We start from the raw sequence: 24268 nt of genomic DNA on the forward strand, positions 1-24268 counted from the left end.
GGTCCGGTCGGCTACCGTCGAGGGATGCGGATTCCGTGCTCGCATGGCATGACGGCCGCGCTGGCCGGGTTGGCCCTGGTGCTGGCCGGATGTGGCGCAGACACCGCTCAACGCCCACCCACCGCAGCGCCCGGGCCCTGCGAGATCGTGTCGAACGGCACTCCTGCGCCCAAGACGCCCGATGCGCCCGCACCAACGCCCACCACCGAGCGGGACATCTCCACCAATCCGGAGGTGGCCACCGGCTACCGCAAGGACATGACCGCGGTGCGCACCGGTCGCTACGCGGTGGTGACCGCCAATCCGCTGGCCACCCAGGCGGTGTGCGGGGTGCTGCGCGACGGCGGCACGGCCGCCGACGCGTTGGTCACCGCACAGGCGGTGCTTGGTCTGGTAGAACCCCAGGCCTCCGGCATTGGCGGCGGCGGCTTCCTGCTGTACTACGATGCCGCGTCCGGGCAGGTGCAGGCGTACGACGGCCGCGAGGTGGCGCCGGCGGCGGCCACCGAGAACTACCTGCGCTGGGTGTCCGATACCGACCGCACCGAGCCCAAACCCGACGCCCGCGCATCCGGGCGCTCGATCGGCGTGCCCGGAATCGTGCGGATGCTGCACGACGCGCACACCGAGCACGGCAAGAAAACGTGGCGCGAACTGTTCGACCCCGCAGTGGCGATGGCAGACAACGGCTTCGACATCAGCCCGCGGCTGGCCGCCGCCATCGCCGACGCCGCACCGCAGCTGCGGCTCGATCCCGACGCCGCCGCGTACTTCCTCAACCCGGACGGCAGCGCGAAGACCGCGGGCACGCGCGTCACCAACCCGGCGTACTCAAAAACGTTGGGCGCCATCGCCACCGAGGGTGCGGACGCCTTCTACCTCGGCCCCATCGCAGAGGACATCGTCGCAGCGGCGTCGGACCCGTCGGGCGGGCGCACCCCCAGCCTGATGACGCTGGAGGACCTGGCCAGCTACACCATCAAGAAACGTGAGCCACTGTGCACGCCGTATCGGGGCAAACAGGTCTGCGGAATGCCGCCGCCGTCGTCGGGCGGTATCGCGGTGGCGGCCACCCTGGGCATGCTCGAGCGCTTTCCGATGAGCGATCACAAACCCACCGACGTCGACCTCAACGGGGGCCGCCCGGCCGTCATGGGCGTGCACCTGATCAGTGAAGCCGAGCGACTGGCCTACGCCGACCGCGATCGCTATGTCGCCGATACCGATTTCGTGCCGCTGCCGGGCGGCACACCCGACACGCTGCTCGGCGCCGACTATCTCGCGGGCAGGGCCGCGCTGATCTCCCAGCAGCGCACCATGGGCACCGCGAAGCCGGGTGAGTTCGGCCCACCCGCCGCACCGGTGCCGCCGGTCCCCGAACACGGCACCAGCCAGATCAGCATCGTCGACAGCTACGGCAACGCGGCCGCGTTGACCACAACCGTCGAATCGGCGTTCGGCTCGTTCCACATGGTGGACGGATTCCTGCTCAACAATCAGCTGACCGACTTCGCGGCCGAACCCGCCGGGCCGGACGGCGTGCCCGTCGCCAACCGGGTGCAGCCCGGGAAGCGCCCGCGCAGCACGATGGCGCCCACGCTGGTGTTCGAGCAAGCCCCACCGGGGCAACCGGGGCCACGCGGGCCGCTCTTCGCGGTGCTCGGCTCGCCCGGCGGCTCGGTGATCATCCAGTTCGTGGTGAAAACCCTTGTCGGAATGATGGATTGGGGTTTAGACCCGCAACAGGCGGTGTCCATGGTGGACTTCGGCGCGGCCAACACGCCCAAGACCAACGTCGGCGGCGAGCATCCGGTCATCAACACCGCCGACAACGGTGACCACGATCCGCTGGTTCAAGGTCTGCGCAAGCTCGGCCACGATGTCGACCTCGCCGATCAGTCCAGCGGGCTGTCGGTGATCAGGCGTGACAATCCCGGCTGGATCGGCGGCGCCGACCCGCGCCGCGAGGGTTTGGTGATGGGCGACCCACGTTAGTCATCTGGCGTCGGACCGGTAGCGGGCCACCAGCTCGCGAACGCGGTCCATCGCATCCACCGCACGTACTTTGTCGACGGCCTGAATCGCCATCACCGGGATGTACTCGTCGTCGGGCAGATCGACCCTCGCCCAGCGCGCCCCGACAGGAAATGACACGTCGACGACGTCCGGCCACGGAATGAGCTTGTAGCCAAACAGGTTTCGCACTGCGACCCCCGCTGGGCCAACCCGCAGCCGGGGCCGTGCGAACAACAGCACGAAACCGGCGATGATCACGCCCAGCAATGCGATGGCTACCTGGTCGGCCGTCTGGAAGATCACGCCGCTGGAGCGCACCTTCAGCAGCAGACCGACAGTCACATGGATAGCCACGATGATCACCGCCGCGCCATAGGCGAAATACGGTGTCAGACGGGGCCGTATCTCCAGATCCCACTCGCTCATGAGCGCAGGTCGCGCAGCGTCAGCGCGGTAGACAGCGCGGCGGCGGCGGCCTGCGCACCCTTGTCTTCGGCCGAGTCGGGCAACCCGGCCCGGTCCAGCGCCTGCTGCTCGGTGTCTGTGGTCAAAACTCCGTTGGCGACGGGAGTGGACGCGTCCAGCGATACCCTCGTCAACCCCTGAGTGACGGCATCGCACACGTAGTCGAAATGCGGTGTCTCACCGCGGATTACCACGCCCAACGCCACGACGGCGTCGTGAGTGGCGGCCAATGCCTGTGCCACCACCGGGATTTCGATCGCGCCGAGCACCCGTACCACCGTGGGATTGTCGATGCCGGCGTCGGCAGCCACCTTGCGCGCACCGTCCAACAGCGCGTCGCAGATCGTGGTGTGCCAGGTGCTGGCCACGATGGCCAACGTCAATCCCGATGCGTCGAGCTGAGGCAGGTCAGGTACACCGGCCGCAGGGCTCATAGGGCTCCGCCGAGATCCAGATCGGTGGAGCGGCGGTCGCCCAGCAGATAGACGCCTTCCTCGTAGTCGCCCATCATGACGGCCTCGTGGTAGTCGTCCAGGCCGTCCAGGTCGTGGCCCATCCGATCGCGTTTGGTCATCAGGTAGCGGATGTTCTCCGCGTTGGCGCGGACCGGCAGCGGCACCCGCTCGATGATGTGCAAGCCGTAGCCGTCCAGGCCGACCCGCTTGGCGGGGTTGTTGGTCAGCAGCCGCATCGACCGCACGCCGAGGTCGACCAGGATCTGCGCGCCGATGCCGTAGTCGCGAGCATCGGCCGGCAGACCCAGCTTGAGGTTGGCGTCGACGGTGTCATCGCCGGCGTCCTGCAGCTGATAAGCCTGCAACTTGTGCATCAGGCCGATGCCACGGCCCTCGTGGCCGCGCATGTAGAGCACCACACCACGACCCTCGCGGGCGACCATGGCCATCGCGGCGTCCAGCTGCGGGCCGCAGTCGCAGCGCCGCGAGCCGAACACGTCGCCGGTCAGGCATTCGGAGTGCACCCGAACCAGCACGTCGTGGCCGTCGCTGTGCGGTCCGGCGATGTCGCCGCGGACCAGCGCCACGTGTTCGACGTCGTCGTAGATGCTGGTGTAGCCGACCGCGCGGAATTCGCCGTGCCGGGTGGGGATGCGGGCCTCGGCGACGCGTTCGATGTGCTTTTCGTGCTTGCGCCGCCACTCGATGAGGTCGGCGATGGAGATCAGCGCCAGGTCGTGTTCGTCGGCGAAAATCCGCAGCTCATCGGTCTGCGCCATCGCGCCTTCATCTTTCTGGCTGACGATCTCGCAGATGGCGCCGGCCGGCTGCAGCCCGGCCAGGCGAGCCAGGTCGACGGCGGCTTCGGTGTGCCCGGGCCGGCGCAGTACACCGCCGTCCTTGGCGCGCAGCGGAACGACGTGGCCGGGGCGGGTGAAGTCTTCGGCGACGCTCGACGGGTCGGCGAGCAACCGCATCGTCGTCGCCCGGTCGGAGGCCGAAATCCCGGTGCCCACACCCTCTTTCGCGTCGACGGTGACGGTGTAGGCGGTGCCGTGCTTGTCTTGGTTGACCGCATACATCGGCAGCAGGCCGAGCTTGTCGCAGATCGCGCCGTCCAGCGGGACGCAGAGGTAGCCGGAGGTGTAGCGGACCATGAACGCGACGAGTTCGGGCGTGGCCTTCTCGGCGGCGAAGATCAGATCGCCTTCGTTCTCGCGGTCCTCGTCGTCGATCACGACGACTGCCTTCCCCGCCGCGATGTCGGCAACCGCCCGTTCGACGGAGTCCAGCCTCGTCATCACATCAGTATGAACCACCGGCGTGCTGCAGTTATTGCCAGTCTCATTCACCGGACTGGCTCATCAGCCGTTCGACGTATTTGGCGATGACGTCCACCTCCAGGTTGACGTGGGCGCCGACCTCGGCCTGACCCAGCGTGGTGAGTTCGCAGGTGGTCGGGATGAGCGACACCTCGAACCAGTCGTGACCAAGGGCGGAGACCGTCAGCGACACCCCGTCGACGGTGATCGAGCCCTTCTCCACGACGTAGCGGGACAGTGCGGTCGGCAGCGCGATGCGCACCACTTCCCAGTGTTCGGATCCAGTGCGCGAAATCACATGCCCGGTGCCGTCGACGTGGCCCTGCACAATGTGCCCGCCGAGCCGACTGTTGACCGCGGCGGCGCGCTCCAGGTTGACCCGGCTGCCCACCCGTACCCCGCCCAGGCTGGAGCGGTCGAGGGTCTCGCCCATCACGTCCGCGCTGAACGCCCCGTCGGGCAGCACGTCGACCACCGTCAGGCACACTCCGTTGACCGCGATGGAATCGCCGTGGTGGGCGTCGGAGGTGACGACGGGACCGCGGATGACCAACCGCGCGGCGTCGGCCAATTCCTCTTTGGCAATGACTTCGCCCAGCTCTTCGACGATTCCGGTGAACACGACAGCCAGGCTAGTCGGGCGGACCCTCTACGATGCACTCATGCCAATGCGCCGAAGCTTGTTTGCAGTCCTCGCCGCCCTTTTCGCCGTCGCCGCCCTACTCGTCGGCTGCTCCAAGTCGTCGGAGGAGGCCAGTAACCCGCTGCCCGACGCCGCGTCGCTGCTGCAGGAGTCCAGCCAGACCACCAAGGCCCAGCAGAGCGTGCACCTGAAGCTGACGGTGGCGGGCCAGATCCAGGATCTGCCCATCGAATCGCTCGAAGGCGACCTGACCAACACCCCGGCCGTCGCCGCCCAGGGCAAGGCCAACATCATCTTCTTGGGCCAGCGCCTCGAGGGCGTGGACTTCGTCGTCGCCGACGGCAACCTGTTCGGCGCGATGACCGCCGGCGGTAACTTCCAGGACTTCGGGCCGGCCGCCGACATCTACGACGTCTCGGCGATCCTCAACCCCGACACCGGCCTGGCCAATGTGCTGGCCAACTTCTCCGACGCCAAGGCCGACGGCCGCGAAAACATCAACGGGGTCGAGACGGTCCGCATCACGGGCAACGTCAGCGCGGACGCCGTGAACAAGATCGCTCCGCAGATCGCCGCCACCGGACCGGTTCCCGGCACCGCCTGGGTCGCAGAGGATGGCGATCACGAACTGGTGCAGGCCAAGCTGGAACCCAGCGAGGGCAACAGCGTCACCATGACGCTGTCCGATTGGGGTAAGCCGGTGACCGTCACCAAGCCGGCGGTCTGATGCCGGTTTCCGCGGGAGCCGTCAAGCCCGGAACCGCTTCGCACGGATCCATCAATCGCCGGATCGCGATCAGCGCGGGCAGCCTGGCGGTGCTGCTCGGCGCCCTCGACACCTATGTCGTGGTGACGATCATGACCGACATCATGCGCGATGTCGGCATCGCGATTAACAAGATCCAGCAGGTCACGCCGATCGTCACCGGCTATCTGCTCGGCTACATCGCGGCGATGCCGTTGCTGGGCAGGGCCTCGGACCGGTTCGGCCGCAAACTGCTGCTGCAGGTCAGCCTTGCCGGGTTCGCCATCGGCTCGATCGTCACCGCACTGTCGGGCGACCTGACGACGCTGGTCGTCGGCCGCGTCATCCAGGGCACCGCCAGCGGCGCGCTGCTGCCGGTGACGCTGGCGCTGGCCGCCGATCTGTGGGCCAGCCGCAGGCGCGCGGCGGTCCTCGGCGGGGTCGGTGCCGCGCAGGAGCTGGGCAGCGTGCTCGGCCCGGTGTACGGCATCGGCTTGGTGTGGCTGTTCCACCACTGGCAGTCGGTGTTCTGGGTGAACGTCCCGCTGGCCGTCATCGCGATGGTGATGATCCACTTCAGCCTGCCCTCGAAGGAGAAATCCGAGCACCCGGAGAAGGTCGACGTGGTGGGCGGCGTGCTGCTGGCGATCGCGCTCGGTCTGGCCGTCGTCGGGCTGTACAACCCGGAGCCCGACGGTAAGCAGGTGCTGCCCAGCTGGGGCTTGCCGGTGCTGCTCGGTGCGCTCGTGGCGACCGTGGCGTTCTTCGTATGGGAGCGCTACGCAAAAAAGCGGCTGATCGAGCCCGCGGGCGTGCATTTCCGGCCGTTTTTGGCCGCCCTCGGCGCCTCGCTGGCCGCCGGCGCGGCGCTGATGGTCACGCTGGTCAACGTCGAACTGTTCGGGCAGGGCGTGCTCGGCAAGGATCAGATCGAAGCCGCCTTCCTGCTGCTGTGGTTCCTGGGTGCGCTGCCCGTCGGCGCCCTGCTCGGCGGCTGGATAGCCACCCGCGTCGGTGACCGGATCGTGGCGTTCGTCGGGCTCTTGATCGCCGCCGGCGGCTACTGGCTGATCTCCGACTGGCCCAGGGACGTGCTGACGGCCCGTCACGACCTGGGCTTCGTCACGCTCCCGATGCTCGACACCGATCTGGTGATCGCGGGCCTGGGTTTGGGCCTGGTGATCGGCCCGCTGACGTCGGCCACGCTGCGGGTGGTCCCGGCCGCGCAGCACGGCATCGCCTCGGCGGCGGTGGTGGTGGCGCGGATGATAGGCATGCTGATCGGCATCGCGGCGCTCAGCGCGTGGGGTCTGTACCGGTTCAACCAGCATCTGCAGACGGTGCCCACCCCGCCCGGCGCCGACACGCTGGCCGAGCGGCTGGCCGCCGAAGCGGACCGCTACCGCGACGCCTACGTGATGATGTACGGCGACATCTTCCAGATCACCGTGATCGTGTGTGTCGTCGGCGCGGTGCTGGGGTTGCTGATCAGCGGCCGCCACGAGCACGCCGACGACGTTGTCGAGCCCACCACCGACACTGTCGACGTCGAAGAAACGCCTACGCAGCTGATCGATGCGCCGACGCAGTCGATCCCGATGCGCGACGCCGACCAGACTGTGCGCATCGAGCGTCCGCGGCGCTAGCGCGCCATGCCCGCGAGACTGTAGTTGTCGAGGCCTCTACTCGCACAACGTCTCGATAACTACAGCCTCGCGGCAGTCGCTCTCAGCAGCGTTCGATACCGGGCCGGATCAGCGGTAGGTCGCTGCGTCGCGCATCGTCCTCGCGCGTCCCACGCAGCACACCGCAGACGAGGTTTTTGACGTTTCGTGGGTTTACCGGGCCAATACTGAGCCAATCCTGCAGGGCAGTCATGCTCGTCGTCCTTTGTTAGTGCTCCCAGCGCGCAACTCGTCGATGAAAGCGCTTTGGTACGAGTGTACCGAGACCATGGCGCGCATTGCCGCTTCGAAACTGGGGGTATCCCGTGAGAACGCCAACACTTCACCCGGGAGAATTCATGGGAACTTCACGCAACGGCAAGATAATGTGCGGGGCCAAATGATCACGTCGTGGCCCAGCGTCAAGACCGACCTGATCAACGCCGGCGCCAACTGGGTGGACGACGAGGTCGCCGAATGTAACCGGGGCCCAAACACATTGGTGTCCAGCCGCAAGCCTGACGATCTGCCGCCGTTCTGCAACACGTTGGTCGGCGCGTTCGCCGGCGGCTAGGCGGGCACCAGGCTGAGCAGCACGTCGGGCCCGATCGGCTCGATGCCGTCGAATCGCCACCGCTGGGCCTGGGCGATGCTGGCCACGCCGATGTCGTCGACGGCGGCGATCGGACCGCCCAACAGGATCGGCGCCACATACGCGATGATCCGGTCGATCACCCCTGCCCGCAGGAACGCCCCGGCCAGCGTCGGGCCGCCCTCGACGAGCACATCGGTGCGGTCCGACAGCGCTTTGATCACCTCGTGGGGGTCATGGGTTCGGATCACCATGGTGCGCGAATCGTCGTTGAGAACCTTTGCATCAGCAGAGATCTCGCGTTCGCCGACGACCACTCGCAGCGGCTGATGCTGGGCCAGGCTGCCGTCCGGCAGCCTGGCGGTCAGCGCGGGATCGTCGACGAAGACCGTGCCCGTGCCCACCACGATGGCATCGGCGGCGGCGCGGCGGCGATGCACGTCGGCGCGGGCCGCCTCGCTGGTGATCCATCGGCTGCTGCCGTCGGCCGCGGCGCTGCGCCCGTCGATGCTGGTGGCGAATTTCCATGTGACATGCGGCAAGCCGGTGCGCTGCTTGTGCAGCCATTCCCGCAACGGCCCGCGTGCGACGTCGTCGGCTAGCAGACCGGCGATCACCTGCACACCGACCTCGGCCAACCGGGACGCCCCGCCCGCCGCGACCGGGTTCGGGTCGGCCACCGCGTACGCGACGGTCGAAACGCCCGCTGCCACAAGAGCATCCACGCACGGCGGGGTGCGCCCGTGGTGGTTGCACGGTTCCAGCGTGACGACGGCGGTGCCACCGGTGGCCCGCTCCCCCGCCTGACGCAGTGCGACGATTTCGGCGTGCGGTCCGCCGGCCGGCTCGGTGGCTCCGACGCCGACGATCTGGCCGTCGCGATCCAGAATCACCGCCCCGACAGGTGGATTGGGATAGGTGGCGCCCTTGACTCGGTCGGCCTGTTCGATGGCCGACCGCATGACGGGCTCGAGGGTCATAGCGTCAGGTGCTTGGAGGCGGCGGCGGCCTGGCGGCGCAACGACTCCACCGCGGCGGCGGGATCGTCGGCGCTGTAGACGGCGCTGCCCGCCACGAAGCAGTCCACCCCGGCAAGCGCCGCCTCTTCGATGGTGTCGGCGTTGATACCGCCGTCGATTTCGACGACGATCGTCAACTCGCCGGAGTCCACCAGCCTGCGCACGATGCCGACCTTCGGCAGCACCTCGGGGATGAACTTCTGCCCGCCGAATCCGGGTTCGACGGACATGATCAGCAACGTATCGAACGCGGGCAGGATCTCCAGATAGGGCTCAATCGGCGTGCCCGGCTTGACGGAGAGTCCTGCCTTGGCGCCCGCCGCGCGGATGTCGCGGGCCACCCCGACGGGGTTGTCGGTGGCCTCGGCGTGAAAGGTGACGTTGTAGGCGCCCGCTTCGGCGTACGGCGGGGCCCAGCGGTCCGGGTTCTCGATCATCAGATGGCAGTCCATCGGGATGTCGGTGGTCTTCAGCAGCGCCTCCACCACCGGCAGACCCAGCGTCAGGTTCGGCACGAAGTGGTTGTCCATGACGTCGACGTGCAACCAGTCCGCGCCCGTCACCGCGGCGGCTTCGTCGGCCAGTCGGGCGAAGTCAGCGGCCAGAATCGACGGCGCGATCAGCGGTCCTGCCATGGCGTCAGACTACTTTGAGCGCGGCCGCGAACATCGCATCGGTGCCGTGCCGGTGCGGCCACAGCTGCACGTACGGGCCGTCGCCCAGATCGTCGACAGGGTCGAACAGCGCCCGGGTGTCTGACGCGGTGACCGGGTGGCGGCGCAGCGCATCGGCCACCACGCCGACGGTCTCGGCCAGATGCGGCGAGCAGGTCGCGTAGAGCACCACACCGCCGGGACGCGTGAGCCGGATCGCCGACGCCAGCAGTTCGCGCTGCAGCTTCGTCAGCTCCGGCACGTCGCTGGGTTGGCGCCGCCAGCGCGCCTCGGGACGGCGGCGCAACGCCCCCACGCCGGTGCACGGCGCGTCGACGAGAACCCGGTCGAAGCCGGGATCGAGGCCCGGGTCTCGCCCGTCGACCCGCAGTACTTCGACGGGCAGGCCGCGGGTGTTCTGTTCGACCATCTCGGCGCGTCGCGCGTTGGGCTCGATCGCGGTGACCCGAGACCCGTTGCCCAGCGCCGCCAGCAGCGCGGTCTTCCCGCCCGGGCCGGAACACAGGTCCAGCCAGCGGCCGGTGTCCGCGCCGTCCAGATCGGCCAGTGTCAGCGCGCGGGCCACCAACTGGCTGCCTTCGTCCTGCACCAGGGCCGCCCCGTCGCGCACCGGTGCGAGCGCACCCGGGTCGCCGCTGGCCAGGTACACCGCATACGGCGAATAGCGGCCCACCGTGCCGCCCACGGACTCGGCCAGTTCGGTGGCGCTCAGCACGCCCGGCCGGGCGGCGAGGTGCACCAGCGGCCGTTCGTCGTCGCTGGACAGCAGCGCGTCCAGTTCGCCGGCGGCCGCCCCCAACGCGTCGGCGAAGGCCTGTGCGATCCATCGCGGATGGGCGTGGACGAACGCGGTGTGCCCCACCGGATCGGAATGCGCCGACGGCGCCAGCTCGTCCACCCAGGACGCCTCGTCCCGACCGGCGATGGTGCGCAGCACGCCGTTGACGAAACCAGCTCTGGCCGAATCGAATTCGATGGCCGCCTGCTCGACGGTGGTGGAGACGGCGGCGTGCTGCTCGACGCGGGTACGCAGCAACTGGTAGGCGCCCAGGCGCAGCAGGTCCAAAAGGACGGGGTCGATGCGGTCGACGGGACGGCCTGCCGCACGTTCGATGACCGCGTCGAGCAGACCGCGGGTGCGGCACGTGCCGTAGGTCAAGGCGGTGGCGAATGCCGCGTCGCGGCCGGTGATTCCGCGTTCCCGCAGCAGCGCGGGCAACGCCAGGTTGGCGTAGGCGTCACGCTCCGACACGGCCCGCAGAACGTCGAAGGCCGCGCGCCGGGCCGGATCGAGTGGTTTGCGGCGCTGCGGTCTCTTGTTGGGCTGCTTGGTCATTCGGCCCGCACCGCGTCGTCGAGGCGGGCACCGCGAGCCCAGTCGGCAGCCTTCATCGGCTTCTTCCCGGGCGGCTGGATCATGCCGAGCATGACCGGCTGGGATCCGGTGCCGATCCGGACGCCGTGCTTGTCGACCTGAATTGTGCCGGGCGGCAGCGGGTTTGCATCCGCCACCGTTACGGGCCCCAGCTTGACTCGCAGATCACCGATCATCGTCCACGCCCCCGGATTCGGGGTGACCGCGCGGATTCGGCGCTCGACGACGTGCGCGGGTAGGTCCCAGCGCACCCGCGCCTCCGCGACGGTCACCTTTGGCGCGATCGTCACGCCCTCCGACGGCTGCGGCACCGGGGACAGCGAGCCGTCTGCGATCCCGTCGAGCGTGGTCTCCAACAGCGTGGCTCCCGAAATCGCAAGCCGCTCAAGCAGATCGCCGGCAGTGTCGGTGGGCCTGATCGCCTCGGTGACCACCCCGTAGACCGGCCCGGAGTCCAGGGCAGGCTCGATTTGGAACGTCGTCGCGCCGGTGACGGTGTCGCCGGCCGCGATGGCGGCCTGCACGGGTGCCGCGCCCCGCCAGGCGGGCAGCAGGGAGAAGTGCAGGTTGACCCAGCCGTGCGCGGGGACTGCGAGCAACCGCTCGGACAGCAGCGCACCATATGCCACGACGGCACAGCAGTCCGGCGCGAGCTCGGTCAGTTCGGCGACGAATTCATCGGTGTTGGGCCGCGGCGGCCTCAGCAGCGGGATGTCGTGCTCGAGCGCCAGCCGCGCCACCGGGGACGGCGACGGTTTGGCCCGGCGACCGGCGGCGGCATCGGGACGGGTCAGCACCGCGATCACGTCGTGGCGCGGCGACTCGATCAGCCGACGCAACGACGGAAGCGCAGGCTCGGGAGTGCCCGCAAAGACGAGACGCACCGCGCCAGTCTAGGAGCACTCGCGATTTCACCGGTGAAGCCTCAGCCGATGTGCAGCGGGTCGATCTGCACACGGACCGGCTGTTGCTCGTGGCGCGCGCTGAGCACACCGACGGCACGCCGCAGCGCGGCGGCCAACTCCAAGCCGCCGGTGCGCGGCACACGTACCAACATTCGGCTCACCGGCTCGTCGGCCGGGGTGCCGGGCGGCCGTCGGGCACCCGAGGGCAAGTCGACGGGTCCCAGCGGCTCCGCATTTGCGGGGAGCTCCGCCGTGTCGAGCAATGCGCTGACCGCCGTCAGTTCGCCGTCGATCGCGGCCATGTGTACCGCGGGCGGCAGTCCGACCTCGGTGCGTGACTCGAGCTCGGCTTCTGCGTGCCCGACCGGGTCCCACCGCACCAGCGCCTGCACCGTCGGAATGGTCGACTCGGCGACCACCGCGACCACACCGCCGTCGCCGCGGGGGCGGACCATCGCGGCGGCCGCCATCCATCGGCGCAACGCATCCTCGGCGGCCCGCAGATCCTGCCGGCCCAGCAGCGCCCAGCCGTCCAACAGCAGAGCGGCGCCGTAACCAGCGGCCACAGCCGGCTCGGCGCCCGGGGTGGCGACGACCAGGGCCGGCGCGTCGGGGACCGCTTCGACGATGGCGTCCCCGCCCGAGGTGATCACCGTCGTGCCGGGGAACGCGCGGCCGAGTTCCTCCGCGGTGCGACGTGCGCCCACCACGACTGCCCGTACCGCGTCGGAACCACAACGCGCACAACGCAATACGGGGTCTTCGCGGCCACACCAACGACACATCGCTCCGGCGGCGTCGCGCTCGGGCAGCGACAGCGGTCCGGTGCACTGCCGGCACCGCGCGATGGCACGACAGCGCGCGCACGCCAACGCCGGCACGTATCCACGACGAGGCACCTGGACGAGCACCGGCCGCGCAGCCTCCAGTGATGTCCGCGCGGCCCGCAGCGCGACCGACGGCAACCGCGCGGTCCGTGCCGCGGGATCGCGTTCCTGGGCGTAGCTGCTGTCGTCGAGCGCGATCACCCGCGGCGCCGCGGCCCGCACCACCGGCCGGGCCGCGACCAGGTCATGAGCCCACCGGCTGCGCACCAGCGCCTGGGCTTCCGCGGTGCGGGCATAGCCGCCGATCATTGCGGCGCAACGCAATTGGTGCGCCCGCAGCATCGCCACCTCGCGGGCATGCGGGTACGGCGCCCGGGGTTCGGAGAGGGTGTCGTCGCCGTCGTCCCACACCAGCACGAGCCCGAGATCGGCGACCGGCGCGAACACCGCGCTGCGGGTACCGATGACGAAGCGTGCGTGGCCGCGCAGCACCGCCAGCCACCGCCGGTAGCGCTGCGCCGGCCCCAGGCCGGCCGACAATGCCACCACCTGTGCCTCGTCGACGTGGCGAATTCCGGCCGCGTGGAGCCGGTCCACATCACGCTGGTCGGGCACGATGGCGAGCACGCCGCGGCCGGCATTGACGGTCACCGCGGCCGCCTCGGCCAGCCGGTCCGCCCACCGTTCGCCCGGCAGCGCCTGCCACACCGCACGCGCTGCGCGGCCGTCGCGGAGGGCGGTGAGGAACTGTTCGCCGCGGCCGTAGGCCGTCCAGGCCGACGTATCAACGGGTTTCGGCTGCGGTGGTTCGAGCTCGGGCGGAATCTGCTTCTCCACGCTGGCGTGCCGGGGCGGGATCGCCAGCCTCAGCACGTCGGCGCGGGTGCCCGCGTAGCGGGCGGCGACCGCATCGACGAGGCGACGCACATCGGCGGTGAGCACCGGTTCGGCCGACACCACCCGGTCGAGCCAGCCCAGTTGGCCGACATGGTCGGTGTCCGAACGCCTTTCGAGCAGGAACGCATCCACCAGCCTGCCGTGGAAACGCACCCGCACCCGCACGCCGGGCTGCGCGTCGTCGGACTGCTCCGCGGAGACGAGGTAGTCGAACTCGCGGTCCAGATGCGGCACCGACAACATCGGCAGCACGCGCGCGATCGGCTCGTGCTCAGCCTGTTGGCGGGTCTTGGTCACGCAGCCGGTTTAGCAGACGCGTCCGACGGCGACCGGCCGAAGAACAAGCCGGCGGTGATCAGCAGCAGCGACGCCGCATACGCCCACCAGATCGGCACCGCCAGCCTCTCGTCACCCAGTACGAACTTGCTGATGCCGATCATCGCGTCCGACACCGCGAAGCACACCGCGCCCAGCGCCGTCCACGGCGTGGGCAGCCGCGCCAGCAGGGCGGCGCACACCATCGCCCCCAGCACCGCGATGTAGAGCGTCACCGGGACCGCCATCCCGTCCTCGATCAACTTCGGCCAGAACCACACCAGCAGCGCCACACACGCCACCACGGTGACAGCGACGGCGACCAGCCGCGGCGTCGAGGGGCCAATCAGCGGGATCAGGGCGGCCAGGAAGCACAGGTGCGCGACGAGAAACGCGCCCAGCCCCAACACGAACGACGGCTGCCACCAGGGCAGCGCGAGCAGAAAGTCCCCGGCCGCCGAAAAGACCAGGGCACCAACCAGCCACCGGCGTTCCCGGCCGATCGGGTGGCTCAGCGCGGCCACCGCCAGCAGCACCGCCGCCATCGCCTTGACGGCCGGTTGGAGGGTGAACTGGCCGGTGAGCTCGGCGCCCGACGGCAGCCGTGCCGCCGTGACGATGAGAAAGACCCCGTAGCCCGCCGCCACGAGGGCTGCCGCCAGCCACAACACCTTTGTCCGACCCTTTGCGTACGGTGACGGTGTGTCTGTTGCCGAGGAGAAGCCGGCCGTCGATGCCATCTTGCAGAAGGTACTGGAGGCGGCGCCGTTTCAGTTGACAACCGACGGCGGTGCGGAGGCGGCGCGGCAGCGGTTCCGGGATCTGCCGCGGCGGCCCGTACACCCCGAGCTGCGCGTCGAGAACCACGCCGCCGACGGCCCGGCCGGGCCGATCCCGATCCGGGTGTATTGGCCCCCGACGTCCGGCGACTTCACCCCGCCGGTGGTGGTGTTCTTCCACGGCGGCGGCTGGTCGGTCGGCGACCTCGACTGTTATGACGGCGAGGCCCGCACGCACGCGGTCGGCGGCGGGGCGGTGGTGGTGTCGGTGGAGTATCGTCTGGCGCCCGAGCATCCCTACCCCGCCGCAGTCGACGACGCTTGGGCCGCAACGCAATGGGTGGCCGAGCATGCCGGCGAGTTCGGCGCCGACCCGAGCCGGATGGCCGTCGCCGGAGATTCGGCCGGCGGCAACCTGGCCGCGGTGGTCACCCAGTTGGCCCGTGACAACGGCGGGCCGCCCATCCGCTTCCAGCTGCTGTGGTACCCGTCGACGACGTGGGACACCTCGCTGCCGTCGTTCACCGAGAACGCCGACGCGCCCATCCTCACCCTCGCGGCATGTAAGGCCTACAGCCGCTGGTACGCCGGGGACGCGGATCTGCGTGACCTGCCCGCGACGATGGCGCCGGCCCGGGCCAAGGATTTGTCGGGGCTGCCGCCGGCCTACATCGCCGTCGCCGGACACGATCCGCTGCGCGACGACGGCGCCCGCTACGCCGAACTGCTCTCCGCCGCTGGGGTACCCGTCGAACTGCACAACGCCGAAACGCTGGTGCACGGCTACCTCGGCTATGCCGGCGTGGTGCCCGCCGCTACCGAAGCCGTCGATCGTGGACTGGCAGCGCTGCGCACCGCGCTAGCGTGAAAATATGGCTGAAACCACACGTGAGCGGCCGGGCATCGACCCGACCATGCAGGCCCTGCTCGACGCGATTCCGTTCAAGTTCACCGCCGACGACGGTGTCGAAGTGGCCCGCGAGCTGATGCGGCAACTGAAGACACCCCCCGAGGCACTGCCGGCCATGCGGATCGACGAACGCACCGTCGGCTACGGCGACATCACCGACGTCCCGGTCCGCATCTACTGGCCGCCGATCGAACAGCACGACAATCTGCCGGTGGTGGTGTTCTACCACGGCGGGGGCTGGGCGATCGGCGACCTGGACACCCACGACGGGGTGGCCCGCGCGCACGCGGTCGGCGCGGAGGCCATCGTGGTGTCGGTGGATTACCGGCTGGCGCCGGAGCATCCCTGGCCCGCCGGCATCGACGACTCGTGGGCGGCGCTGCGCTGGGTCGGCGAGCATGCGGACGAGCTGGGCGGGGACTCGCAGCGTATCGCCGTCGCCGGCGACTCGGCGGGCGGCAACATCTCGGCGGTGATGGCGCAACTGGCCCGGGACCAGGGTGGGCCGCCGCTGGTGTTCCAGCTGCTCTGGTATCCCTCCACCACTGGCGACATGTCGCTGCCGTCGTTCACCGAGAACGCCGACGCGCCGATTCTGAACCGCGACATGATTGCGGCGTTTCTGCAGTGGTATCTGCCCGACACCGAGATCGGCGAGCCTGACAAGCTGTCGCCGACGCTCGCGCCGGCCAACACCGCGGACCTGTCCGGCCTGCCACCCGCGTACATCGGCACCGCAGAGCACGACCCGCTGCGCGACGACGGCGCCCGCTATGCCGAATTGCTGTCGGCTGCAGGCGTTCCCGTCGAACTGCACAACGAGCCGACGCTGGTCCACGGCTTCGTCAACTTCGCTCCGGTGGTGCCGGCTGCGGCCGAGGCGACCAACCGCGGGCTGGCGGCATTGAAGGCCGCGCTGCACCCCTAACGGCGCGGATAGCTACTGGGCGAGGTGCCGTACCACCGCTTGAAGGCGTGGCTGAACGTCGACACATCGGTGTAGCCCAGCCGCTTTGACGTTTCCTCCACGGTCAGCCCGACGTTGCAGAGCAGGTCGACCGCGACCGCGGAGCGGGCTTCGTTGAGCAACGCCCGAAACGACGTGCCCTCGTCGGCGAGCTGGCGCCGCAGCGTGCGCGGGTGGATGTCGAGTTCCGCGGCGACTTCCGGCAACGTCGGAAAGCCGGTGTCACGGAATAACTTCGACCGCACGACGGCGGTGATGCCGCGGCGTTGCTCGTTGCGCTGCATCACCACATCACATTGCGCGATGCACATCTCCAGAGTATGGGCGTCGGACTGCGGCAGCGGTTCGTCGAACATCGCGCGCGGCATGTGCAGCCGAGTGTGGGCGCGCCGGAATGCGATGTCGCGCATCGGGACAAGGGCGAACAGTGGGCGCATCGTCTCCTCGTCGAGCGCCATCTCGGCGTAGATCTCGTCGGCGTAGCGCTGAATGACCGGATACGCGAAACCCGTTGTGGTCGCGACGATACCGGCGATATCACGTTCGATGAAAAACCGCCGCACATCGGCCGGCAGGTGGTCGACATTGATCTCGAGCATGCATTCGTGAGCGCCTTCGAACAGCTTGATGTCGATGTGCATCGTCGTCAGCGAGAAGTAGCGCATCCCGATCGTGTACAGCTCGCGCAGCGTCGCACACGACATCACCGCGAAACCCAACAAGCCCATATGGGTGAGCGTGAACCGACTGCCGACATCGATGCCCGCGCCGGCGTCGTCGGGTAGCCGGGCCAACAACCGCCGTACCGCGACGATTTCGTCCCAGGCCGTGACCACGCCTTCGGGGTCGTCCAGGTCGGCGGGCCCGATCCCGGTGCCGGCGAGGATCTCCGGCGTCGTCACGCCGCGCTCATTCGCCACCTCGCACAACACCCGGGTGGCATACACCGGATGCCGCAGGTCCGGTGACCACGTCGTCGCCATGGTTGTCCTAAACTCCCAACTCTTTGTCCCATAGTCCCATTCCGCGCGGCTATTGGGCTTCATACGCTCGATTCATGACGGCTCCGGCGACGCGATTGAGCACGGTGACCATGACCCGCGAGGCCATCACCATCGGATTCGATGCGGGCGAAGGATTCTTGGGCCGAGCCCGCGGCCACGACATCACGCGGTTCCGCTGCGCCGGACGGCGTTTCGTCACGCTCGGCCACCCCGACTACGTCGACCACGTGTTGCACCGGGCCCGGCTGAAGTACGTCAAATCCCTTGAGTACGAACCTATCCGGGCCGCTGCGGGCATCAATCTGCTCACCGATGAAGCCGATTCGTGGGCGGCTCACCGCACAGCGCTCAATCCCACGTTCGCGCGGCGGCACCTCAACGAGATGGTCGACCTGATGATCACCCCGATCGAACGCGTCACCGCCGAGCTCGTCGGTGAGCAGAGTTTCGACATCCACGCGACCATGGTCGAGGCCACGCTGCGGGTGGTGGCCAATGCACTGTTCAGCCAGGACTTCGGGGCGCTGGTGCACAGCATGAACGACCTCGCCACCCGCGGCATGCGGCGCGCGGAGAAAATGGAGCGGCTCGGGCTGTGCGGACTGCTGCCCAAACCCGTCTACGACACGCTGACCTGGTGCACCGACCACCGTGTGCCGCTGCCGCCCCCGCTGCGCGAGGGCCAGAAGATCTCGCTCGCGCTCGATGCCGCGGTGAACGACGTCATCGACGAAAGGCTGGCGCACCCAACCGAATCCGCCGACCTGCTCAATGTGCTGTTCTCGGCCGACGGCGGATCATGGCCGCGGCAACGCATCCGCGACGAGGCTCTGACCTTCATGCTGGCCGGCCACGAGACCACCGCGAACGCCATGTCGTGGTTCTGGTACCTGATGGCGTTGCATCCGGATATCCGCACGCAGATGCTCAGCGAGATCGACGACGTGCTCGGCGGCCGCCGGCCCACTGTGGCCGACCTGGATCGGCTGCCGTGGACCACCGCGTGCCTGCAGGAGTCGCAGCGCTACTACTCCGCGGTGTGGGTGCTGGCGCGTGAGGCGATCGAGGACGACCTCATCGACGGCCACCACATCCGCCCCGGCACCACCGTCATCATCCCGATCCACCACATCCACCACGACGAGCGCTGGTGGCCGGATCCGGAGCGCTTCGACCCGACCCGATTCTTGGCTGGTGCGGCCAAGGGCCGGCCGCGGTCGGCGTACCTGCCGTTCGGCGGCGGGCGCCGAGTCTGCATCGGGCAGAGCTTCGCGTTGATGGAGATGGTGCTGATGGCGGCCATCATGAGCCAGCAGTTCACCTTTGACCTACAGCCCGACCGGCCAGTAGAACTGGAGGCAACGCTGACGTTGCGGCCCAAGCACGGGGTGCACGTCATCGCGCACCCCCGGGAGGCCCTATGAGAGTGCCCGACTACCACGCGCTCGTCGTTGGCGCCGGTTTCTCCGGCATCGGCACCGCGATCACACTCGACAGGGCGGGCCTTCACGACTACCTGATCGTCGAGGCCTGCGACGGCCCCGGCGGCACCTGGTACTGGAACACCTATCCCGGTATCGCCGTAGATATTCCGTCGTTTTCCTACCAGTTCTCGTTCGAGCAGAGCGCTGAGTGGTCACGTACCTACGCGCCGGGGCACGAGCTCAAGGCCTACGCCGAACACTGTGTCGACAAGTACGGATTGCGGCCCAAGATCCGGTTCTCCACCAAGGTGCTGGGTGCTTCGTTTGACGAATCCGAAAACGTGTGGCGGGTAGAGCTGGATTCCGGCGAGACACTGACGTCGCGATTCCTGGTCAATGCCAGCGGCGTGCTGACGGTTCCGAATCTGCCCGACATTGACGGCGTCGACTCGTTCGCGGGGTTGACGATGCACACGGCGCGCTGGGACCACACCGCCGACTTGACCGGTAAGCGTGTCGCCATCATCGGCACCGGCGCGTCGGCCGTCCAGGTGATTCCCGAGATCGCCCCAATCGTCAAGCAGCTCACTGTGTTTCAGCGCACACCGATCTGGTGCTTCCCCAAAGCCGACCTGCCTCTCCCACGGCCCGCGCGGTTGGCGATGCGGATCCCCGGCGGCAAAGCCGTCCAGCGCTGGCTGAGCCAGGCGTATGTCGAGTTGACGTTCCCGCTGGCCGCGCAGTACTTCACCATCAACCCGATGGCCAAGAACATGGACAAGGTCGGCAAGGCGTACCTGCGGCGTGAGGTGCATGACCCGGTGGTACGCGACAAGCTGACGCCGCGCTACGCCGTCGGGTGTAAGCGGCCCGGCTTCCACAACACGTATCTGTCGACGTTCAACCGCGACAACGTCGAGCTGGTGACCGAGCCCATCGACAAGATCACCGGATCCGGCGTCGCCACCACCGACGGCACCACCTACGAGGTCGACGTGCTGATCCTGGCGACCGGATTCAAGGTGATGGACACCGACAACGTCCCGACGTATCCCGTCACCGGCCGCGGCGGGCAATCACTGGCCCGATTCTGGGACGAGCACCGGCTGCAGGCCTACGAAGGCGTCAGCATGCCGGGGTTTCCGAACTTCTTCACGGTGTTCGGTCCGTACGGGTACGTCGGCTCGTCGTACTTCGCGCTGATCGAAGCCCAGACCCACCACATCGTGCGGTGCCTGAAACAGGCTGCGCGCCGCCGGGCCACGCGCGTCGAGGTCCGCCAGGACGCCAACGACCGCTACTTCGCCGAGATGATGCGCAAGCGGCACCGGCAGATCTTCTGGCAGGACAGCTGCGCGCTGGCCAACAGCTACTACTTCGACAAGAACGGCGACGTGCCGTTGCGTCCCACCTCCACGGTCGAGGCGGTCTGGCGCAGCCGCCGCTTCCCGCTCGACGACTACGCGTTCACGTCTTAAGGCTGGTCCGGCGACCAGTAGTCGAGCATCTCGGCGAACGTTTCGAACCCCGGCGTCGACAGGCCGTAGGTGGCCTCGAGGTGGATGCTCAACGGGAAGCCAAGGTCGACGACCCCGTCGATAACCCGCTTGTACAGGTCGAGCATCAGCTTGCGCTTCTCGGTCGGCTCCACGTTGGCGAGCCGCTTGACGAACTCCTGCTCGTCGGCGACGGCGGCGTTACCCGGATCCTGGATCAGCCAGTTGATCAACCCGACCCTGGCTTCGACCTTCGGCACGAATCCGAACGACAGCAGGATCTCGGGCCGGTGATCGGTGGTGCGGGCGAACTCGGCTAAAAAGTCCACGATCGCGTCGGAGTACAACAGCTGCGTCATGCCGTACGTCGCGCCGCTGTCGCATTTGAAGCGGAACCGGCCCTGCTCACCGTCACGGGTGGGGATCAGGATCGCGCCGCGGTTGGGCACCAGCCCGTCGAACAGCGACAAGGCGTCGGCCGGGGCGACACCGGACCCTTCGCCGTCGTTCATGGTGCGCGGGACGCCGACGAAGGCGATGCCGTCGAAACCGGCCGCGACGAGTGCTGCGAGCCGCTGGCGCAGGGTCGCCTTGTCCATGAACGCCGTGACCTGCGTGCACAACCCGTTCACGCCGGGCAGCTCGGGCTTGATGATGGACCAGAAGTCCAGTACGTCCATCTTGGGCTTCATCTCGATGGGACGGTCGTCGTCCTCTTCGATCATCCCGGGGATCATCACGTGCCGGATGCGGCCCTCGATGCCGGCTTCCGCGGAGCACCGCAGCAGTTTGCCGGCATCTTCCAGCGCCCGCTCGCGACCGCCGTCTTGGCCTTCCCGGTTCGGCGGCACCAGTTCGAGCGCGATGGTGTTGAGGGTCACCGACAGCCCCTAGACAGCAGACTTCAGGTCGTCGACCTTGTTGAGCTGCTCCCACGGCAGTTCAATGTCGGTGCGGCCGAAGTGCCCGTAGGCGGCGGTCTGCGCGTAGATCGGGCGCAGCAGGTCCAGATCGCGGATGATGGCGCCGGGCCGCAGGTCGAACACCTCGGTGATGGCCTTCTCGATCTTGTGGGGGTCGACGGTCTCGGTGCCGAACGTCTCGACGAACAGCCCGACCGGGGCGGCTTTGCCGATCGCGTAGGCGACCTGCACCTCGATGCGCTCCGCCAAGCCCGCTGCGACGGCGTTCTTTGCCACCCAGCGCATCGCGTAAGCGGCCGAACGGTCGACTTTGGACGGGTCCTTGCCGGAGAACGCGCCGCCGCCGTGGCGCGCCCAGCCGCCGTAGGTGTCGACGATGATCTTGCGTCCGGTCAGACCGGCGTCGCCCATCGGTCCGCCGAGCACGAACTTGCCCGTCGGGTTGACCAGCAGACGGTAGTCGGAGGTGTCCATGGTGTCGTGCGCGAGATCGCCGAGCACGGTGTTGACGACCTTCTCCCGAATGTCGGGGGTGAGCGTCTTCTCCAGGTCGATGCCGTCGGCGTGCTGCGTGGAGAGCACCACGGTGTCCAGGCGCACCGGGGTGGTGCCGTCGTACTGGACGGTGACCTGCGTCTTGCCGTCGGGCCGCAGGTAGTCCAGCACACCGTTCTTGCGCACCTCGGTCAGCCGGCGGGCCAGCCGGTGCGCGAGCGCGATCGGCAGCGGCATCAGCTCGGGCGTGTCCTTGATCGCGTAACCAAACATCAGGCCCTGATCGCCGGCGCCCTGGGTGTCCAGCGGGTCGCGCACGCCCTCGACCCGCGCCTCGTAGGCGGTGTCCACGCCCTGGGCGATGTCGGGCGACTGCGCGCCGATCGCGATGTTGACGCCGCAGGAGGCGCCGTCGAAGCCCTTGGTCGACGAGTCGTAGCCGATCTCGAGGATCCGGTCGCGCACGATCTTGGGAATATCTGCGTAGGCCGTGGTGGTCACCTCACCGGCAACGTGCACCTGGCCCGTCGTCACCAAGGTCTCCACCGCGACGCGCGAAGCGGGGTCCTGCTTCAGCAGTGCGTCGAGCACCGAGTCGCTGATGGCGTCGCAGATCTTGTCGGGATGTCCCTCGGTCACCGACTCACTGGTAAACAGCCGCCCTGTGCTCACAGCCTTGTTCCTTCCGATACTTAGTTGAACAAATTATATGCGCGTCCTGTTGCACCCAAGCGCGTGCCCCTGCGACGCGCAACCCTTACGCGCAGTCCGATCCGTGCGCTCGGATCACCCGCCGCTGCTATGCAGGAAGGCCACGATCGCATCCACGATACGGCTGGCCATCAGAGTTTTCGAACCGTGCTCCAGCGCCGACTCGGTGCCGTCGGCGGCCAACAGCCAACCATCGTTGTTGTCGACCTCGAACGCCCGATTTTCGCCGACCGCGTTGACCACCAACAAATCGCAGCCCTTGCGCTTGAGCTTCTCGCGGGCGTGGAAAAGCACGTCGCCGTTGGCGTCTCCGGTTTCGGCGGCGAACCCGACGATCGCGCGCATGTTGGGCAGCTGACCGTCGGCGCGGGCCCGCACCGCCCCGGCCAGCACGTCGTCGTTGCGGGTCAACTCGATCGCCGTGGGTTCCGACGCGCCCTTCTTGATCTTGGCGGCGGCGGTGTGGGTGGGGCGGAAGTCGGCGACGGCCGCGGCCATCACCAGCACATGCGCATCGGGTGCGTGCTTGGAGACGGCGTCTTTGAGCTGACTGGCCGAGCCGATGTGCACGACCTCGACACCCGCCGGGTCGATCAACCCCGCGGTGTTGCCGGCGATCAGTGTGACCTCGGCGCCGCGCTGGGCCATCACCCGGGCCATCGCGTAGCCCTGCTTGCCGGAGCTGCGGTTGCCGATGAAGCGCACCGGGTCGATGGGTTCACGGGTGCCGCCGGCGGTCACCAGAACCTTGACGCCGGCCAGGTCGTAGGGCAGTGCATCGCCGCGGGCCAGCAGCAGCTGGGCCAACGTGGTGATCTCCTCGGCCTCGGGCAGCCGACCCGCACCGCTGTCGGCCCCGGTGAGCCGGCCCGACGCCGGCTCCAAAACGACGGCACCGCGGCGGCGCAGCGTGGCGACGTTGTCGACGGTGGCCGGGTGGAACCACATCTCGGTGTGCATCGCGGGCGCGAACAACACGGGACATCGCGCGGTCAGCAGCGTGGCGGTCAGCAGGTCATCGGCGCGTCCCGAGACGGCCCGGGCCAGTAGGTCGGCGGTGGCCGGAGCGACCACCACCAGGTCGGCCTCCTGGCCGATGCGCACGTGCGGAACCTCGTGCACGTCATCCCAGACACCGGTGTGCACCGGGTTGCCCGACAGCGCCTCGAAGGTGGCGGCGCCGACGAAACGCAGCGCCGATTCGGTGGGGACGACGCGAACGGAGTGGCCGGCCTCGGTGAGCTGGCGGACGACGGTGCACGCCTTGTAGGCGGCGATGCCACCGGCGACGCCGACGATGATCCGTTTGCGCTCGGTCATCGCCACGCCTGCGCTATTCGCCCTCGGTGTGCTCGAGCAGGTCGCCGTGGATCTCACGCAGCGCGATCGACAGCGGCTTTTCCTGCAGGCCGGGCTCGACCAGCGGGCCGACGTACTCCAGGATGCCGTCGCCGAGCTGGTTGTAGTAGTCGTTGATCTGACGGGCGCGCTTGGCGGCGTAGATGACCAGCGCGTACTTGCTCGACACGCGTGCCAGCAGCTCGTCGATGGGCGGGTTGGTGATGCCCAGCGGCTCGTCGTAGACGCCGGCGGCCCGGTCGATGTCGTCAACGGCCAGCGGCGCGTCGGCGTGCGGGGTGCTCAC

At 68.6% G+C, this 24268-nt stretch carries 23 protein-coding genes and 1 pseudogene; 8 read left to right on the forward strand and 16 right to left on the reverse strand.

The genetic code is table 11. The features are described from left to right. Window positions 1–24: 24 nt before the first annotated feature. A complete protein-coding gene (locus CWS39_RS00990) occupies window positions 25–1995 on the forward strand; it encodes a gamma-glutamyltransferase family protein (protein ID WP_102141030.1) in 1971 nt (656 codons plus the stop codon). Here CWS39_RS00990 and CWS39_RS00995 read toward each other — a convergent pair whose 3' ends face one another. Genes CWS39_RS00995 through CWS39_RS01010 form a run of 4 tightly spaced genes read right to left on the reverse strand, consistent with a single transcriptional unit; the run spans window position 1996 to window position 4880 of the window. Then, the gene (locus tag CWS39_RS00995; protein WP_102141031.1) at window positions 1996–2442 is read right to left on the reverse strand and encodes a PH domain-containing protein; all 447 of its coding nucleotides are present in this window, start codon (window positions 2440–2442) and stop codon (window positions 1996–1998) included. It lies immediately after the preceding gene. Then, window positions 2439–2915 (reverse strand): 6,7-dimethyl-8-ribityllumazine synthase, encoded by a 477-nt coding sequence (gene ribH / locus CWS39_RS01000; RefSeq protein WP_102141032.1) that lies wholly within the window; start codon window positions 2913–2915, stop codon window positions 2439–2441. The genes CWS39_RS00995 and ribH overlap by 4 nt, the downstream gene beginning before the upstream one ends. Next, window positions 2912–4237, reverse strand: coding sequence for a bifunctional 3,4-dihydroxy-2-butanone-4-phosphate synthase/GTP cyclohydrolase II (locus CWS39_RS01005; RefSeq protein WP_102141033.1), 1326 nt, complete (start codon window positions 4235–4237; stop codon window positions 2912–2914). Before CWS39_RS01005 ends, ribH begins: the two co-directional genes overlap by 4 nt. A 43-nt stretch (window positions 4238–4280) precedes the next feature. Beyond that, window positions 4281–4880: a riboflavin synthase gene (locus CWS39_RS01010; protein WP_102141034.1), complete on the reverse strand. Its 600-nt coding sequence runs from the start codon at window positions 4878–4880 to the stop codon at window positions 4281–4283. 46 nt (window positions 4881–4926) lie between these two features. Between CWS39_RS01010 and CWS39_RS01015 the strand changes: the two genes are divergently transcribed. Further along, complete coding sequence (locus CWS39_RS01015; RefSeq protein WP_102141035.1) at window positions 4927–5628, forward strand: LppX_LprAFG lipoprotein; 702 nt, start codon at window positions 4927–4929, stop codon at window positions 5626–5628. Then, window positions 5628–7292, forward strand: coding sequence for an MFS transporter (locus CWS39_RS01020; protein WP_102141036.1), 1665 nt, complete (start codon window positions 5628–5630; stop codon window positions 7290–7292). The genes CWS39_RS01015 and CWS39_RS01020 overlap by 1 nt, the downstream gene beginning before the upstream one ends. A gap of 82 nt (window positions 7293–7374) precedes the next feature. Here the strand turns inward: CWS39_RS01020 and CWS39_RS29100 are convergent, their stop codons facing one another. Then, on the reverse strand, window positions 7375–7524 hold the full coding sequence (locus tag CWS39_RS29100) for a hypothetical protein (protein ID WP_199177898.1): 150 nt from the start codon (window positions 7522–7524) through the stop codon (window positions 7375–7377). Between the two features lie 168 nt (window positions 7525–7692). Between CWS39_RS29100 and CWS39_RS01025 the strand changes: the two are divergent. Beyond that, window positions 7693–7884 (forward strand): annotated as a pseudogene (locus CWS39_RS01025) (DJ-1/PfpI family protein); the annotation flags it as partial. Here the strand turns inward: CWS39_RS01025 and ribD are convergent. The 6 genes from ribD to CWS39_RS01055 are packed head-to-tail and all read right to left on the reverse strand — an operon-like array spanning window position 7881 to window position 14654. Continuing rightward, window positions 7881–8882 carry a bifunctional diaminohydroxyphosphoribosylaminopyrimidine deaminase/5-amino-6-(5-phosphoribosylamino)uracil reductase RibD gene (ribD, locus tag CWS39_RS01030; RefSeq protein WP_102141037.1) on the reverse strand — a complete coding sequence of 334 codons (1002 nt, stop codon included), beginning with the start codon at window positions 8880–8882 and terminating at the stop codon, window positions 7881–7883. The pseudogene CWS39_RS01025 and the gene ribD overlap by 4 nt on opposite strands. Beyond that, the gene (rpe, locus tag CWS39_RS01035; protein ID WP_102141038.1) at window positions 8879–9556 is read right to left on the reverse strand and encodes a ribulose-phosphate 3-epimerase; all 678 of its coding nucleotides are present in this window, start codon (window positions 9554–9556) and stop codon (window positions 8879–8881) included. The genes ribD and rpe overlap by 4 nt, the downstream gene beginning before the upstream one ends. Window positions 9557–9560: 4 nt before the next feature. After that, window positions 9561–10931, reverse strand: a complete 1371-nt coding sequence (locus CWS39_RS01040; RefSeq protein ID WP_102141039.1) for an RsmB/NOP family class I SAM-dependent RNA methyltransferase — start codon at window positions 10929–10931, stop codon at window positions 9561–9563. Continuing rightward, window positions 10928–11854, reverse strand: coding sequence for a methionyl-tRNA formyltransferase (gene fmt / locus CWS39_RS01045; protein WP_102141040.1), 927 nt, complete (start codon window positions 11852–11854; stop codon window positions 10928–10930). The genes CWS39_RS01040 and fmt overlap by 4 nt, the downstream gene beginning before the upstream one ends. 41 nt (window positions 11855–11895) lie before the next feature. After that, a complete protein-coding gene (locus CWS39_RS01050; RefSeq protein ID WP_102141041.1) occupies window positions 11896–13896 on the reverse strand; it encodes a primosomal protein N' in 2001 nt (666 codons plus the stop codon). Beyond that, window positions 13893–14654: a lysoplasmalogenase gene (locus CWS39_RS01055; RefSeq protein WP_102141042.1), complete on the reverse strand. Its 762-nt coding sequence runs from the start codon at window positions 14652–14654 to the stop codon at window positions 13893–13895. The genes CWS39_RS01050 and CWS39_RS01055 overlap by 4 nt, the downstream gene beginning before the upstream one ends. On the opposite strand from CWS39_RS01055, the gene CWS39_RS01060 reads away from it, so the two are divergent. Together CWS39_RS01060 and CWS39_RS01065 are read left to right on the forward strand one after the other, a co-directional pair. Beyond that, window positions 14617–15561 (forward strand): alpha/beta hydrolase, encoded by a 945-nt coding sequence (locus CWS39_RS01060; RefSeq protein ID WP_102141043.1) that lies wholly within the window; start codon window positions 14617–14619, stop codon window positions 15559–15561. The genes CWS39_RS01055 and CWS39_RS01060 overlap by 38 nt on opposite strands. Window positions 15562–15565: 4 nt before the next feature. Next, window positions 15566–16531, forward strand: coding sequence for an alpha/beta hydrolase (locus tag CWS39_RS01065; protein ID WP_102141044.1), 966 nt, complete (start codon window positions 15566–15568; stop codon window positions 16529–16531). Here the strand turns inward: CWS39_RS01065 and CWS39_RS01070 are convergent. Next, on the reverse strand, window positions 16528–17553 hold the full coding sequence (locus tag CWS39_RS01070; protein ID WP_102141045.1) for a helix-turn-helix domain-containing protein: 1026 nt from the start codon (window positions 17551–17553) through the stop codon (window positions 16528–16530). The two genes, CWS39_RS01065 and CWS39_RS01070, sit on opposite strands and share 4 nt — an antisense overlap. 74 nt (window positions 17554–17627) lie before the next feature. Here CWS39_RS01070 and CWS39_RS01075 point away from each other — a divergent pair, with 74 nt between their 5' ends. Together CWS39_RS01075 and CWS39_RS01080 are read left to right on the forward strand one after the other, a co-directional pair. Further along, the gene (locus tag CWS39_RS01075) at window positions 17628–18998 is read left to right on the forward strand and encodes a cytochrome P450 (RefSeq protein ID WP_102141046.1); all 1371 of its coding nucleotides are present in this window, start codon (window positions 17628–17630) and stop codon (window positions 18996–18998) included. Further along, window positions 18995–20476 (forward strand): flavin-containing monooxygenase, encoded by a 1482-nt coding sequence (locus CWS39_RS01080; protein ID WP_102141047.1) that lies wholly within the window; start codon window positions 18995–18997, stop codon window positions 20474–20476. Before CWS39_RS01075 ends, CWS39_RS01080 begins: the two co-directional genes overlap by 4 nt. Here the strand turns inward: CWS39_RS01080 and CWS39_RS01085 are convergent. The 4 genes from CWS39_RS01085 to rpoZ all read right to left on the reverse strand — a co-directional run bounded on the left by CWS39_RS01085 (window position 20473) and on the right by rpoZ (window position 24268). Next, complete coding sequence (locus CWS39_RS01085; RefSeq protein WP_102141048.1) at window positions 20473–21375, reverse strand: mycobacterial-type methylenetetrahydrofolate reductase; 903 nt, start codon at window positions 21373–21375, stop codon at window positions 20473–20475. The genes CWS39_RS01080 and CWS39_RS01085 overlap by 4 nt on opposite strands. 9 nt (window positions 21376–21384) lie before the next feature. Next, complete coding sequence (gene metK, locus CWS39_RS01090; protein WP_102141049.1) at window positions 21385–22584, reverse strand: methionine adenosyltransferase; 1200 nt, start codon at window positions 22582–22584, stop codon at window positions 21385–21387. A 114-nt stretch (window positions 22585–22698) separates the two neighbouring features. Beyond that, window positions 22699–23943, reverse strand: a complete 1245-nt coding sequence (coaBC, locus tag CWS39_RS01095; protein ID WP_102141169.1) for a bifunctional phosphopantothenoylcysteine decarboxylase/phosphopantothenate--cysteine ligase CoaBC — start codon at window positions 23941–23943, stop codon at window positions 22699–22701. A 13-nt stretch (window positions 23944–23956) separates the two neighbouring features. After that, window positions 23957–24268: a DNA-directed RNA polymerase subunit omega gene (rpoZ, locus tag CWS39_RS01100; protein ID WP_102141050.1), complete on the reverse strand. Its 312-nt coding sequence runs from the start codon at window positions 24266–24268 to the stop codon at window positions 23957–23959.

This window comes from Mycobacterium hubeiense, assembly GCF_002838065.1.
GTDB lineage: Bacteria > Actinomycetota > Actinomycetes > Mycobacteriales > Mycobacteriaceae > Mycobacterium > Mycobacterium hubeiense.